Raw genomic sequence first — 14,327 nt, forward strand, 5'->3', positions numbered from 1 at the left:
CCCAGCCTGTGCTCTTTAATACAGACTACAACGCCTTTAGGGTAGCAAAGCCAGGTGCTCTTCGTAGGAGCGTCTCCACAGGAAACCGTACAGGTGGCCCAAGCAGAAGAAGGTAGCCGCAGCCACCAGCGGGATAATGAGCGAGACCTGGTAGCTGTAGCTTCCGCTGAGGTCAGCCGCCCACACAAAACCAAGAGCAATGCCGCCTAAAGAACTCGCCTGGAGCGTAGACAGTGCCAAATCCAGATTTTTTCGGGCAGAGAGACTGGCCGCAACCGAGTCCATGGTTACCAGGCACATACCGTAGGCCATACCCATGAAGATGAGGGGTGGAATCATGCCGGATGTTGACCCCGGCAAGGAAAGTATCATTGCGGTCATCATCAAGAAAATGCCGCTAATCAGCCAGGCCACCCAGCCGAACATGGGGAGCCGCTCAAACAGTACGAAGAGTGCCGCGCCGACAGCGCAGAGCCCAAGAAGGGCAATGAGGAAGCCCGCTGCACCTAGCTGGTCCGTGCTCATCGTAAAAGAAACGATGGAGGCCTGGGTCGCGCCCAAAGAAATACCCAAGCAAATCGTACCCAGCTGGGGAATCCAAAGTAGTGACCTGCTGACACCGCGTAGCGGCTTACGCCGTTCGGTCGCGCTGGTGTCACGGGTTTCCACCGGCAGGTTCTCGGGCCGCCAGAGCAACATGATGAGCCCCAGAACATCAATCAGGATCACCGCAAAAAGGGTGGATTGAGCGGTAAAAAGTACGGTAGTCATGCCCGCAATTGCCGCACCGGCGGGAATAGCGGTGACATCGAGCATGGTTTCCAAGGAGATCGAGGCATTGAGTTTGCGCCGATCCTTGGTGCTCAGATACTCAGCGCTCCAGTAGCTTCGCATCATGGCTCCCAGGGGAACAGTGGTTACACCCACCACTGCGCAGGCCACCAGAAAGCGGGTAATTGATCCGTTACTTGTGCCCGAAAACCGGAGCGACTCAGTCGTCAACCACATCAGGGCCACCATGTTCAAAGCGGTTACGGCGAAGAAGATGCGACGCTGGCCCCACCGTTCAGAGATGGAACGGTAGACCGGTATCATCAGGGCAGAACTCAGGCCCACAGTACCTGCCGCGTATCCGCCTAGGGTGGCCTCACCGTTCTGCACCGCCAGCATCATCATAATTGCCAGCATGACCATAGCCGCAGGCAGACGCATCAGCAAAGAGAAAACTAGGAAACGCCACCCGTGGGCTAGCAAAATACCCTGGAACCTGCTCCTGGCATAGCGGGCCGAGACGACAAGCCTGCGGGCCCCCTCAGCAATCGTGATGGGGATACTAGCGGTGGTCGCAGGAACCTGAGATTGCGCACCTCGGTATCGCGGTGCCGCTGTCCTGTAGGTAAAGGTTTTTTTGGTTTTACGTTGGGGCTGGCTCATACTGCTCCTGTTTCTTTCACCAGGCTAGAACCCTGGGGGGAAGTCTGCAAGAGGATGTGCCGGTTAATCCGGTTTTTCATCTCAGCAACGTGGGAGATGAGCCCGATGACCCGTCCACGTTCTCTGAGTGAGTCGATGGTGGACATGACCTCTTCTAGGGTTTCATCGTCCAGAGAGCCGAAGCCTTCGTCAATAAAGAGGGTGTCAATTTCGATGCCACCGTTGGCCTGCTGGACCACATCAGCCAGTCCCAGAGCTAGGGCCAGGGATGCCATAAAGCTTTCTCCCCCGGACAGGCTGGCCGGTTGGCGGTGGGCATTGTGCCAGGAGTCAAAGACCAACAAGCCCAGACCTGATTTTCCGCGTCCCTGAGCACGGTCGCTGTGTTCTAGCCGGTAGCGCCCGTGGGTCATCTTTTCCAGGTGTTCACTGGCGGCCAGAGCGACCTCGGAAAGCTGATAGGCAAGCACATAGGTGGTCAGCGTCATCCGCAGGTGGTTATCGCTCCCGGGGGTGGCATTGGCCGTAGCCGCGAGTTCCTGCCGCAGGTGGGCGGTCTCGATCAGTTCCTGGCTGCGAGTCAGTGCGGCCGTGAGCTCTTGCTGTACCTGGATGATTTCATCCTCTGCCCCCCAAATGCGGGTGGAGTGGGCGATGAGCTCATCCTTTTCGCGGCTGAGGGTTTCTAGGCGGGAGGTAAGAACCGCAAGGTCTTGCGGATCGGGCGCGGTTTCGCCCCGGCTAGCGCGTTCAGCAATGCTCAGCAGGGCTGGGCTCTCAAGACGGGCACGGGTAGCAAGCACCCGTTCCTGGTAGTGACGGATCTCTTGCTCAAGCTTCTGGGCTTGTGCTGGTGCAAGATGCGCAGCTCGCACTTGGGCTAGATCACTCCAGCCTGACTGGCTTAGGGCTTGGGCTGTTTCAGCCTGAGCAAGCCGGTGAACCTCAGCCTGCCTGCTCTGTTCCAGGCGGGAGTTACCGAGCTGGGTCAGGCAGGTATTGAGGCTGGTTAGAGCATGGGCGCGGTCAGCAAAGCTCATCTTCTGGGTCTGAGGTTTCAGCCCGGCTTCAAGTTCGGCCAGTGTTCGGGCTCGTTCTTGGATTGTGGCCTTGTGCTCAGCAACTAGGCGCTGCGCTGCCACCAGCTGGGCCCTCAGCTTTTCTTCGTGGGTCTTGCCCTCTTGGAGTAGCTGGTCTAACTCATCGCGACGTGTTTGGGCTTTCTGGGCTCGGGTCAGCGCGTCCTGAGCTTGAGCTATGAGGTTTTGGGCGGTTTCGGGTTCAGGTGCGCCTGACCGGGTGAGCTGGTCCAGAGATTCCCGGGCAGCTGAAAGCTCGCCCAGGGCTCGAGAAGCCTCGGTTTCGGCGGCAGTTCTCTGGGCACGAGCCTTCTGCAGGGCTTCTTCGCTAACCGCTGCACCTGCTTCTAGTCCGGTAGCCGGTGCAGGGTGTTGGCGTGAACCGCAGACTGAACATGGCTGACCGGCAACCAGAGCTTCGGCTAGAATCAGCGCGGCATTCTCAAAACGGCGGCGGTGAAGTTCATCGGCCTGGTGGTCTGCCCGCACCCGTTTCGATTCAGTCTCGGTAGCTGCTTGCTCTGCCTGCTCAACCCGTTGACGCGCACGAACCAATGCCCTTGCCTCTTGTTGCGCCTCTTGGGCACCGGCGTAGTCCATGCCTGCTTTTTCGAGCTCAACCGGTGCATTTTCAAGGCCTTTGTACTCTTCTTCAAGGTCTTGAATCTTCTTGCGATGGGCGGTCAGGTCCTGCTCTGCCTCACACACTTTGCTTTCCAGCGGAGCACCTTGAGCTTGGGCCAGTTTCTGCTCGGCTGCCAGGTCTATCAGCCTCTGCTCATCGCGGTCCAGTGCTTGAAGATCCTTGGCATATTCCGCCAGGTCATGGCTTATTTGCTCGTAATGCTCTACGTCCTGCTGATCCTTGAGAAGGTCCAATACCTTCTCCACGGTCGCAAGCTCACGCGCCCTTTGGTCAAGATTTCCCTGTAATTTTGAGGCTAATTCCTGCCCCCGGAAACTTAGCGCGGTGACGCGCTGCCGGGTGCTTTCACAGGATGCTAGTGCTCTTTCCTCCGCAATGAGGAAAGGCAATACAAGGGTCGCCTTGCGGTGGGATTCCAGCAGACTACTCTGCTGGGTAACAGTTTCTCTGGCACTTTCTAGCTTGTCTAGGACCAGGGTCAGCTGGCTATATTCCTGCCAGTGCTGGTTGAGCTGAATCATCTGGGCGCGCTGGTCATTTACCCTGGTGAGTTCTTCAGCTACTTGACCTGTGCGTTCTAGGAGCTGGCTATGCAGCTGACCCAGCTCAGCAGCAAGTTCTTCAAGGTAACCCGGTGCGCTTGCCGGGTTATCTGCAGAAAGTGTGGTGCTCTCACTATCGGAGTCTGCCAGCAGGCCTTCAAGACCCAGTAGGGCATAACTTTCCTCTAAGCGAGCGCCGTGCTCAGCCCGTTGACCGCGGCCAACCAGTACCTCAAGTTCATGGCTAGCTTGCTCCGCACGGTGACCAGCTTCCTTAGCCTGCTCCGTCAAAAGGTTCTGGATAGCCTCAAATTCATTGGTCCCGAAGAGCTTCTTGAGGAGCTGTTCACGCTCACCGGACGACGCCAGCAAAAACCGCTGAAACTGGCCCTGAGGTAGAAGCATGACCTGATTGAACTGCTGGGCGTTCAAACCCAGTACCGAAAGCATAAAGTCGCCGGCGTCCTTATGGCGGGTAATAGTGGGGTCGCTCTCCCATTCGCCGGTGGCCGCGTCGTATTTTTCAATCAGGGTCTTTGCCTGCTCGGTAATGGTTCCCTCACCACGTTTTTTGGGTCGCTCATAGGCAGGGTTGCGTTCGATACGGTAGCGGGTGCCCCCGATAGTACATTCCAGGGTCACGCGCGGCTGTACCGCAGGCTCAGCGAAACGAGATTTAAGGTCGGTGCGCCCTGAGGACGTAGTGCCGTAGAGAGCAAAACAGATGGCATCGAGAATGGATGACTTGCCCGAGCCTGTAGGGCCGTTGAGCAGGAAGATGCCTTCGCGGTTGAGGTCATCAAAATCAATGGCCACGGTGCCGGGGAAGGGGCCGTAGGCTTTGAGCTCTAAGCGGTGGATTCTCATTCTGCCCCTCCTTGAATTCGTGCTGTTTCCATGACTTCAGCCAGGTAGGCGCTCTCGTCATCTGTCAGTTGCCGCCCGCGCACGTGCTCGTAGAAAGAACCGCAAATCTCTTGGGGGCTGTGCTTGCTTTGAGCCGCCCGGTAGCTGTGTTTTTGGCCTGCCTGTGCTCCTTGAGGGTCAAAGTAGAGTTCCTGCACATGCTCATAGTGCGCTTTGAGCTCTTCCAAGGCTTGAGCTGGACGTTCGGGGTCGGTCAGGGTGATGCTGACAAATGCCTGACCGTACTCAACGATATTCTGGGGAGAAAGCACCTCTTCGAGAGTTCCCCGTAAGGTTTTGAGTACCAGTTTGGTCTTCCACTGGTAGTCGGTGACGCTCAGGTGACCACCCGGCTCAATATCAAGGATCCAGGCGCCTTTGCGGTGGTTCTGTTCGCTAAAGGAATAAGCCAAGAGCGACCCAGAATAGCGCACGGTATCGGTTACTTTCTGCTTCCCGTGCAAATGCCCCAGAGCAGTATAGGTGGCTGATGAGAAGAGGCGGGCAGGTACCTGTTCCACACCACCTACCGAGATATCCCGTTCAGATTCAGAAGGTTCAGCCCCACCAGCAAAACAGTGGGCCAAGACAATGCTGGCATCTACGTGGCGGGTTGCCCTGTCCTGCTCGATACGGCGCATAGCCTCAGCGAGAACGCCGGCGTGGGTAGGCTCGGTGCCCCAGCGAGCGGCGATGGGGCGCGGTTCCAGATAGGGAACCCCGTAGAAAGCTACCGACACTCCCCCGGCTTCAATGAGGGTGGGGGTTCCCACCTGAGTTTGTGAGGTCACCAGGTGCACTCCTGCGGCGCTCAGTAGCGAAGAGCCAAAACCCAACCGGATGGCTGAATCATGGTTGCCACTAATAGCAAAAACCCGGGTACCAGCTTGAGTAAGGCGCGTGAGGGTGCCGTCAAAAAGCTCTACAGTTTCGGTGCGAGGCTGAGCCTGATCATAGACATCTCCGCTAATGAGAACCACATCCAGTGCTTGTTCCTGAACCAGCTCTACCAGCTCATCCATGAGCTGTTCGGTTACGGTGTGCAGGGAGGTACCGTGGAAGCTACGGCCCAGATGCCAGTCGGAGGTGTGCAAAATTCGCATGCTCCTTAGTCTAATGGGCCTACAGTCAGCCCCGCTTTAGAATAGAGAGTATGACTTCAGTTTTTCCTGCCCCTGATGCGCTCTCACCTGCTTACCGCGCGGCCCTACGGGGTTCACTGTTTGGCACCGCACTGGGTGATGCATTGGGCTACCGCGTAGAAACCCTCAGTCGCACCGAGATGCTTGAGCGGTGGTCAGTAGCAGGCGAAACCGACTTATTAGAAGCTCTGGCAGGCGGTGACCTGGCGGTATCCGATGATACCCAGCTCACCCTGGCTACCCTGGACGGATTAACCGAAGTATTGGAATGGAACAATGAGGGTCAGGCCGCCGATGAGCTGGCCTGTATCTGGCTGTCCTACCTGCGCTGGTACACCGGCACCGGTCATACCGCCCCCGAAGCCGCACCCTATTCCCTCCCCCGCCCCCTGAATTCTCAGGCAATCATGCGCCAGAAGCGGGGGCCGGGTAAGGCCACTCTGAATGCTTTAGCAACCGGGCAGATGCAGTTCATTTCCAAGAATGTAAACCCTGACGCCCTGGGTACCGGTGCGCTCATGCGCTCTGCTCCCTTTGGCTATCTGCCAGTTGCTGATGATGCTACGGTCATCAAACTTGCCGTCCAGGCCGCCGCCCTCACGCACGGGCACCCAGAAGCCCTGGTTTCAGCAGCCGCCTACGCTCTGATGATCCGCTACCTTTTAGGTGCACACGAGCTTGCTGTGCCGGTGGATTCTCCGGTACGTCTTGCCCTCAAGGAGGTTAAAAACTGGCTAGGGACTGTTGAAAAAAGTAGCCTACTTCCCGGTGATGCCACGCTCACCCGTGCGGCATTTGGCCGGGCGCTTGAACTGGCGGACCGGCAGTCCCCGGCTCATGAAGCCCGCAAAAGTTTTGGTGCCCTGGTTCTGGCAACCGACTGCCTAGGCTACGGTCTCTACCTGCTCCTTGCTACAGAAAGTCTGGTTTCCCAGGGCATGAAGCCAAGCCAGGCCCTGCTCCAAACGCTAGCCGATGCTGTAGCTGTTGACGGAGATTCAGACTCTATCGCAGCCTTGGTTGGTTCCCTTGTCGGAGCCCGGTGGAGTGACGCCGTCCTACCGGCAAAACTGCTGGAAGGGCTCGATGCACGGGCCGCTCTCGAGCTCGTGGAGAAAGCCTGGTTCACCCAGTTGGGTATCTAAACCAGAGGGTTTTATCCGTCGAAAATTTCGGCGCGGTGGTCCAGATACCATTCATCTGCCCGCTCTAGGGCGAGCCGCTGGATAGCGCCCCCCATACCGTTCTTCATGCTGTAGGCCAGCGACTGAAGGGGCAGGAGCTGGGCAACAGTGCGTGCCCGCTCTAACTGGGTAGCGTCCAGGGCCCTGGTCAGAGAATCCCAACCGTAGTAGTTACCCAAGGCTGCGTAATCAATCGCGGGATCCCCCACCGACGCATGATCCCAGTCGATGACGCCCACCAGCTTATCGCCTTTCCACAGGATATTGTGGCCAGCTAGATCGCTGTGAACCAGTACTGGCCTTACCGGGTCCAGGGCGACGACCCGGTCAATGGCCCTGTGCGCGATTTTTTGGGCAGTCGTCAAGAGCCGAGGAACTACCTGCTGGCGCAGGAGTTCTTCCCAGTTTTCTCTCCCGCCCCAGTGCTCATGCACCATATCCAAGTAGGGGCCATAGCCCGAAAAATCTACCGAATGGATAGCCTTGAGCATGGTTGCCAGTTGTTTGGGAGGGGCCGCTCCCTGCTGGCGAGGCTCGCCCTTAATCCAGGTCAAACCCACCGCTGTAAAACCATTGCGGGTAATCACCCGGGTAATGGGGCGGGGCACCGCAAAAGGGAGGGTCTTAGGCAGGCGACGTAAAATCTCAGTACGCCGAGCTACCAGGTAGCCGGTCTGTTGAGTCTTAGCTACACGCACGCTCAGCTCAGAGCCCATGTTCACGATGATATGAGCTGACCCGGTTGTTCGTATATCCCAACGGTCAGAGGGGACGACAACACCGGCCTGCTCCATCACCGCGTAGACAACGGGGAGGGCCTTCATTTGTTCAAGCTGCGTAAGGTGCGCTGCCATAAGAGTCTTTACCTAGGTGCCTGTTAGTCTGCCAGCACTGCTTGCAGATGAGGGATGAGCTTAGTCAGAGCTTGAGCGCGGTGGCTTATGGCGTTCTTGACATGGGGCGGGACCTCAGCGCATGACTTGCCGCTGTATTCACCGGTAAATCCCTGGGCGGCCATAATGGGATCGTAGCCAAACCCGCCCTCTCCGCGCGGTTCACGGAGCAGGGTTCCGACCAGCTCGCCGTGTTCAACGGCCTGCCGCCCGTCCGGGGTAGCCAGTGATGCCGCGCAGACAAAGCGGGCGGTCCGATGTTCATCGGAAATATCCGAAAGCTGGGCAAGCAGTAGGTCCAGGTTAGCCCGGTCATCACCGTGCTTGCCTGCCCAGCGGGCACTGAAGATACCGGGTGCCCCACCCAGGACGTCCACGGCAAGCCCGGAGTCATCTGCGATAGCGATAAGACCGGTAGCCTCAGCTACCGCGCGAGCCTTGAGCAGTGAATTCTCGGCAAAAGTTACCCCGTCCTCCACCACATCGGGGGCGCCGGCCCTACCGGCATCAATCACTTGGGTTTCAACGTCCAGTCCGTCAATAGCTCCGCGCAGCAGTTCACGGAACTCGCGCAGCTTACCCTGATTATGGGTGGCAAGAACAATTTTGGCGGGCATTAGTCCTCCAGGGCCTGACGCTGGATCAAGGCTAGCTGGGCTGTACCGTGCAAGGCAAGATCCAGCAGATCATTGAGTTCATCGCGGTCAAAGGGAGCGCCCTCGGCTGTACCCTGAACCTCCACGAACTTACCCTCACCGGTCACCACGACGTTCATATCTGTTTCGGCGCGGACGTCCTCTTCGTAGGGAAGGTCCAGCATGGGGACACCGTCAATGATGCCCACAGAAATTGCCGATACAGACCCGGTCAGAGGGCGAGCCTTAGCGGGGATAACACCCTCTTTCTGGGCCCAGGTAATGGCATCGGCCAGAGCAATATAGGCACCGGTGATGGCGGCAGTTCGGGTGCCACCGTCAGCCTGAAGAACATCACAGTCCAGAACAATAGTGTTCTCGCCCAGAGCCTCGGTATCTATCACGGCGCGCAGAGAGCGACCGATCAGACGGGAAATCTCGTGGGTACGGCCACCAATCTTGCCTTTAACGGACTCACGGGAGTTACGGGTATTGGTGGCACGCGGGAGCATGGCATATTCGGCGGTGACCCAACCAGTTCCCTGGCCTTTGAGCCAACGGGGAACGCCCTCGGTGAGCGAGGCGGTGCAGAGCACCCGGGTATTACCGAACTCGATGAGAGCTGAGCCTTCTGCGTTCTTAGCCCAGCCCCGGGTCACGGTGATGGGTCGGAGTTCATCGGGTGTGCGTCCGTCGCCACGGACGGGTGAGGATTCCATAGTATCTGTCATGCTTTCAGCCTATCTTCTTCGCTTGAACCCGTAGAAATCGTGGGCAAACTTTTTAGCCGTGTCCCTGCCAGCTTTGCGCGCGCATACCTTGCCCGGCAACGTAGCGCTCAATCACTTGGAGGGTAGTGGTCTGGGGGTCGGACTCGTAGTCTTCCGGTGCCCGGCGGGGGTTAACCCGGTAGGTAGCTGAAGCCTCGGCCACCGAAATAGGACCAGAGAAGACCTCACTGGCTTCGGCAAAGGCGACAGCAGGGTCGTTCCAGATGGGTAGGTGGGTTAGGAGCAGATTACGCACACCGGCTTCTTGGGCAGCCAGCCCTGCCCTGCGGCCCGTCAGGTGAATACCGCGCAAGGCGTCGTCACGCCCCTCCTGGTAGGCCGCTTCGCAGAGGAAAAGGTCAGCATCGCGGGCTGCCTCAATTAAGCCGTCACAGGAATCGGTGTCACCGGAGTAGGTCAGAATCGTTTTCCCTTCACCTGTCTCACAGACGATACGGAGCGCATAGGGTTCTTTAACGGGGTGCACGACCGCATAGGGCGTGACAGTGAATGGCCCAATTTTTACCTCAGCGTGGTTGCTCCACTCGTTGAACTCAAACTCGGTGTGCATCCCCGGTTCTAGCGGTAGCCCGTGAGTATTGACCAGGTACTGGTGAATATCGCTGGGGCCATACAGGGGAATAGGGCCTCTGCCCCAGCCGTTGGGGTTCCATTTGACGGCAACGTGCAGGCCCGACAGGTCAATGCAGTGATCGGGGTGCAGGTGCGAAATCAGAATCGCATCTATGTCTTCAAGGTTCATGTGGGTCTGAAGAGTCCCCAGGGCACCATTGCCCATATCGATGATAATCCGCCAGGTCTTACCTAGATCATCGATAGTCGAAACCATGTAGCAGCTAGCTGCCGCATTCGGCCCTGGAAAGGAACCGGCACAACCGATCACTGTGAGTCGCATGGTGTCTTCTTCCTTAGCGTTTGGGGGTGGAGCGGTCTGCCTCGATGGTGACTCGTGGCTTAATCAACTCCGGTGGGATAAGGGCAAGCGAGCCTGTGGGAAACTGCTCTGCTACCGAGTTGGTGTGACGGACGCGAGCGACCTCGGGGCCCAAGAATCGGCGGGCGAGGTGCTCAAATGTTTCGCTGTGACCGGTTGCCAAGAATTCGTGGCTTGCCGGTAGATCAGCGGGGCGTTCAAGGCCGGCTCTCAGTAGCGCCTTGTAAACATCTTTAGCGGATTCCTCCGATGATGAGACCAGAGTTACATCATCACCCATGATGTAGGAAATAACGCCGGTCAGGAGCGGGTAGTGGGTGCAACCCAGCACCAGGGTATCAACCCCGGCTTCTTTGAGGGGGGCAAGGTAGGACTCGGCTGTTTGGAGAAGCTCAGGTCCGGAGGTAATGCCCCGCTCAACAAACTCCACAAAGCGGGGGCAGGCCACCGAATAAATCTCCAGGTCGCTCATCACTGAGAAGGTGTCCTCGTAGGCGCGTGAGGTGACCGTGGCTTCTGTGGCGATGACACCGATTTTACGCTTGCGGGTTGCGGCCACCGCACGGCGGGCGGCAGGCTGGATAACCTCAACCACCTGAATACCGTACTTGCGGGTATAGCGTTCGCGGGCATCACGCAGAACTGCCGCTGAGGCTGTATTGCAGGCAATAACCAAAAGTTTCACACCGGAATCTACCAGCTCGTCCATAATCCGCAGGGCGTGCGCACGCACCTCAGCTATGCTCAGGGGGCCGTAGGGGCCGTGGGCGGTATCACCCACATAAATAATCGATTCGTGCGGTAGCTGGTCCATGATGGCACGGGCAACCGTCAGCCCACCCACACCCGAGTCAAACACGCCAATGGGGGCGCTGGCGGCTGGCTCTGCCAGCACCTGGCTGCCCCAGGGGGTGACTATTTTTGGGTTTGAATCGTTCATGACAGACCTGACATTAGCTACTCGATGGTTAATTCAGTAAGGTGTAGAACTCACCTGCCGGTTTTTGAGTGGACAATCACGCTCTAACACGACTTTTTGGTGTCATAAATAGACACTCTGGACCGGTAAAAATCAATCTTCTTCCAGCCCTATCAGGAGTGCCTGCATGAGGCTTTCCTGAAGCCAGGTTGCAAAGTTATAGAGCAGAGCCATATAGTCCTCGGTTGTTTCTACCCGGTCCCAGTCGGTCTGCTCCCCCACCCGTTCGGCATCTGCTGCGCTGATAATGCCCAGCCTGGAACCCAGGGTCAGGCGAACGTCGTTCAGGGCTGCGGCCCAGGCCTTGGCGTGTTCTGTATCCAGGTGAACTGTGCCTGCCTGGATATCCATAGCGGCCAGTTTTAGGTGCGAGATTTTAGCCTGTCGGAGGGAGAGATCGGTGAAACGCCGGTACTCATCGGCTACCTCAGGATCATCACTGGCGACAGGCAGCATGCGGGCGACAGCGGGATCGGCAGGCACATCAGCTTTTTCCGAAATTCCCACCAGAGCTGCCAGGGGGTCAGTGTTGGGGTCTTCCTCAGGTTCCAGGGCAAGCGCTACATCTTCAAAAAGGCGGGTAAGCACCTGGACCTCTTCGGGAGTAAAGCGTGCAGTCAGGCCACGCGGTGTCCTGCTAAAAGGCTCTGCCATCTTATAGACCTGCCTGTTCTAGCGTTGCCCACAGCCCCCAGGTATGCAGGGCTGCTGTGTGGCGTTCGGCTTCTTCTTGGGAACCACTAAAGACTGCGGCCTTACCTTCGGTGTGTACACGGAGCATCAGCTCCTGGGCCTTTTCGGTACTGTAGCCAAACTGAGTGCGGAAAACATAGGTGACAAAGCTCATGAGGTTAACTGGGTCATCCCAGACCAGCACCGTCCAAGGAAGCTGGGGTCGGTCATTCGTTTCGCTCTCTAAGCTACGTTCAAGGTCGGCTAAAGTATCCACCGCTGTATTCAGGGTGATAGCTGTTTCAGCCGATAACATAGCCTTCTTCTCCTTGTGAAAATCTTTGAGTCGGTAGCGCCTTGAACAAGCTTACGCCACTGGGCCCTTAGCAGACTTATAGGTCAAATACACCTTATCTATCATACGGCTAAGGAGCCACAACTGCCACGCGCCAGCTAGAGCAAGCTAGAGGTCACAGTTTTATCTTCTGAGAGGGCTGTCTTTTTAGGCCGCACAGGGGCTAGAGTGGTAGCCGTGACTCAGAAAACTTCATTGTTAACAGACCACTACGAGCTAACCATGGTTCAGGCGGCTCTTGCCTCCGGTGCCGCCCATAGGCGGACCGTCTTTGAGGTCTTTACCCGCAGGCTCTCCGGTGGCCGCCGCTACGGTGTCCTTGCCGGCACTGGCAGGCTCCTTGAGGGTCTTGAAAATTTCCGTTTCGACCAGAACGAACTTGAGTTCCTTGCCTCCCGCAAGGTGATCAACCAGCAGACCTTGGACTACCTGGCTGACTTCCGCTTTAGCGGGCATATTCGTGGGTACGCCGAAGGGGAAATCTTCTTTCCCCACTCCCCCGTGCTCCAGGTTGAAGCTTCCTTTGCCGAGGCCTGCCTTTTAGAGACCTATATTCTCTCGGTTCTCAACTTCGATTCAGCCGTTGCAACTGCGGCCTCCCGTATGACGGTAGCCGCCGGTAAGCGCCCCTGCCTTGAGATGGGTTCACGCAGGGCTCATGAGCAAGCCGCTGTATCTGCCGCACGGGCTGCGGTAATTGCAGGCTTTATCGGCACCTCTAACCTAGAGGCTGGCCGCCGCTATGGCCTGCACACGGTGGGCACGAGCGCCCACGCTTTTACCCTGCTCCATGACAGCGAGCGCCAGGCTTTTGAAGCCCAGCTTGCTTCGCTCGGGGTAGATACAACACTGCTAGTAGATACCTACGATGTTGAAGCCGCTGTTCGCCTGGCTTGCGAGCTGGCCGGCCCAGAACTCGGTGCCGTTCGCCTGGATTCCGGTGACCTGGTTGCCCAGGCCGCTTTCGTCCGTCAGCTTCTCGATAGCCTCGGTAACACCTCCACTAAGATTACTGTGACCAGCGATCTTGATGAGTACGCTATCGCCTCTCTGGCAGCAGCCCCGGTTAATTCCTACGGTGTGGGCACCAAGCTGGTGACCGGCTCAGGTGTTCCAACCTCTTCCATGGTTTACAAGGTGGTTTTGCGCGAGAACGCCCAGGGCGTAATGGAGCCGGTCGCTAAGGCATCCTCTGGTAAGGCATCTGTGGGTGGCAAAAAGAGCGCGGTGCGCCGCCTAAATAAACGTGGTATTGCTACCGCTGAGGTCATAGGCCTCGATGTGAGCGCACCTGCCGATGCCAACGACCGCCAGCTTATGGTTGATTTTGTGGTCGACGGTGAGCTTCAGCCCGGCTTTACCGGTGCCGAAGGCGTGCGCCGTGCCGCTGAACGTCACGCCCGGTCCCTGTCCGAGCTGCCCGTCACTGCAACCCGTCTGTCCCCCGGTGACCCGGTAATCCCCACCGAGTTTGTGCCCGCTGTTTAGCCCACCTGAGGAAACTATGTCTAAAGCTTTGATTATTGTTGATGTCCAGAATGACTTTTGCCCAGGCGGTGCGCTAGCTACCGAACGCGGCGCTGAGGTTGCGGCTCTGATCAGCGAGTTCGTAGAAAACTACCACGACCGTTACCAGGCCATTGTGGCAGCTCAGGACTGGCATATCGACCCGGGCACGCACTTTTCGGATAACCCAGATTATCAGGATTCTTGGCCCCCGCACTGTCGCGCAGAGTCTAAGGGCGCTGAGCTTCACCCCGAGCTTGATACCGACTACATCGAGGCTTACTTCCGCAAGGGTGCCTATGCCCCTGCCTACTCAGCCTTTGAGGGCCTTCTGGCTCCCGAGTACACGGTCATGCCCGGTGAGCGTGAAGCCGGCGCTCCGGTTGAAGATGCCGGTGAGCAGACTCCTCTGGATGCTTGGCTGAGCGAGCGGGAGATTACCGATATTGATGTCGTAGGCATCGCCACTGATTTCTGTGTTAAGGCAACTGCGATGGACGCTGTTGATGCGGGCTACGAGACACGCGTGCTGCTTGATCTCACGGCCCCTGTGTCTGAGGATTCGCTTGATGACACCGTGGCCGAGCTAGAAGATGCCGGTGTGACAGTTATCCAGGTTCTCTAGTCTC

13 protein-coding genes are annotated in these 14,327 nt (G+C 57.7%); 3 read left to right on the plus strand and 10 right to left on the minus strand.

All coding sequences use genetic code 11. The annotated features are described in order from the left end of the window. Nucleotides 1–36: 36 nt before the first annotated feature. From ACN082_RS09440 to ACN082_RS09450, 3 genes are read right to left on the minus strand one after another with little or no spacing between them, the layout of a single operon-like run. Nucleotides 37–1,434, minus strand: coding sequence for an MFS transporter (locus tag ACN082_RS09440; RefSeq protein ID WP_419100606.1), 1,398 nt, complete (start codon nucleotides 1,432–1,434; stop codon nucleotides 37–39). Beyond that, nucleotides 1,431–4,568, minus strand: a complete 3,138-nt coding sequence (locus tag ACN082_RS09445) for an AAA family ATPase (RefSeq protein ID WP_419100607.1) — start codon at nucleotides 4,566–4,568, stop codon at nucleotides 1,431–1,433. The genes ACN082_RS09440 and ACN082_RS09445 overlap by 4 nt, the downstream gene beginning before the upstream one ends. Then, nucleotides 4,565–5,710, minus strand: a complete 1,146-nt coding sequence (locus tag ACN082_RS09450) for an exonuclease SbcCD subunit D (protein WP_419100608.1) — start codon at nucleotides 5,708–5,710, stop codon at nucleotides 4,565–4,567. Before ACN082_RS09450 ends, ACN082_RS09445 begins: the two co-directional genes overlap by 4 nt. A 50-nt stretch (nucleotides 5,711–5,760) precedes the next feature. On the opposite strand from ACN082_RS09450, the gene ACN082_RS09455 reads away from it, so the two are divergent. Then, nucleotides 5,761–6,894: an ADP-ribosylglycohydrolase family protein gene (locus tag ACN082_RS09455; RefSeq protein ID WP_419100609.1), complete on the plus strand. Its 1,134-nt coding sequence runs from the start codon at nucleotides 5,761–5,763 to the stop codon at nucleotides 6,892–6,894. 11 nt (nucleotides 6,895–6,905) lie between these two features. Here ACN082_RS09455 and ACN082_RS09460 read toward each other — a convergent pair whose 3' ends face one another. The 7 genes from ACN082_RS09460 to clpS all read right to left on the minus strand — a co-directional run bounded on the left by ACN082_RS09460 (nucleotide 6,906) and on the right by clpS (nucleotide 12,153). After that, nucleotides 6,906–7,787, minus strand: a complete 882-nt coding sequence (locus ACN082_RS09460) for a phosphotransferase (protein ID WP_419100610.1) — start codon at nucleotides 7,785–7,787, stop codon at nucleotides 6,906–6,908. 23 nt (nucleotides 7,788–7,810) lie between these two features. Further along, entirely contained in the window at nucleotides 7,811–8,443 is a 633-nt protein-coding gene (rdgB, locus tag ACN082_RS09465) for an RdgB/HAM1 family non-canonical purine NTP pyrophosphatase (RefSeq protein WP_419100611.1), read from the minus strand. Further along, complete coding sequence (rph, locus tag ACN082_RS09470; protein ID WP_419100612.1) at nucleotides 8,443–9,192, minus strand: ribonuclease PH; 750 nt, start codon at nucleotides 9,190–9,192, stop codon at nucleotides 8,443–8,445. The genes rdgB and rph overlap by 1 nt, the downstream gene beginning before the upstream one ends. 52 nt (nucleotides 9,193–9,244) lie before the next feature. After that, a complete protein-coding gene (locus ACN082_RS09475; RefSeq protein WP_419100613.1) occupies nucleotides 9,245–10,147 on the minus strand; it encodes an MBL fold metallo-hydrolase in 903 nt (300 codons plus the stop codon). Between the two features lie 13 nt (nucleotides 10,148–10,160). Then, complete coding sequence (gene murI / locus ACN082_RS09480) at nucleotides 10,161–11,126, minus strand: glutamate racemase (RefSeq protein WP_419100614.1); 966 nt, start codon at nucleotides 11,124–11,126, stop codon at nucleotides 10,161–10,163. Between the two features lie 132 nt (nucleotides 11,127–11,258). Continuing rightward, on the minus strand, nucleotides 11,259–11,819 hold the full coding sequence (locus tag ACN082_RS09485) for a DUF2017 domain-containing protein (RefSeq protein ID WP_419100615.1): 561 nt from the start codon (nucleotides 11,817–11,819) through the stop codon (nucleotides 11,259–11,261). Nucleotide 11,820: 1 nt separating this feature from the next. After that, nucleotides 11,821–12,153 (minus strand): ATP-dependent Clp protease adapter ClpS, encoded by a 333-nt coding sequence (gene clpS / locus ACN082_RS09490; protein ID WP_419100616.1) that lies wholly within the window; start codon nucleotides 12,151–12,153, stop codon nucleotides 11,821–11,823. Between the two features lie 216 nt (nucleotides 12,154–12,369). On the opposite strand from clpS, the gene ACN082_RS09495 reads away from it, so the two are divergent. Both ACN082_RS09495 and ACN082_RS09500 read left to right on the plus strand, forming a co-directional pair. Beyond that, entirely contained in the window at nucleotides 12,370–13,680 is a 1,311-nt protein-coding gene (locus tag ACN082_RS09495; RefSeq protein ID WP_419100617.1) for a nicotinate phosphoribosyltransferase, read from the plus strand. Nucleotides 13,681–13,696: 16 nt separating this feature from the next. Further along, complete coding sequence (locus ACN082_RS09500; protein ID WP_419100618.1) at nucleotides 13,697–14,323, plus strand: isochorismatase family protein; 627 nt, start codon at nucleotides 13,697–13,699, stop codon at nucleotides 14,321–14,323. The last annotated feature ends 4 nt before the right edge of the window (nucleotides 14,324–14,327 follow it).

Source organism: Rothia sp. CCM 9417, assembly GCF_048513575.1.
In the GTDB taxonomy this organism is placed as follows: Bacteria; Actinomycetota; Actinomycetes; order Actinomycetales; family Micrococcaceae; genus Rothia.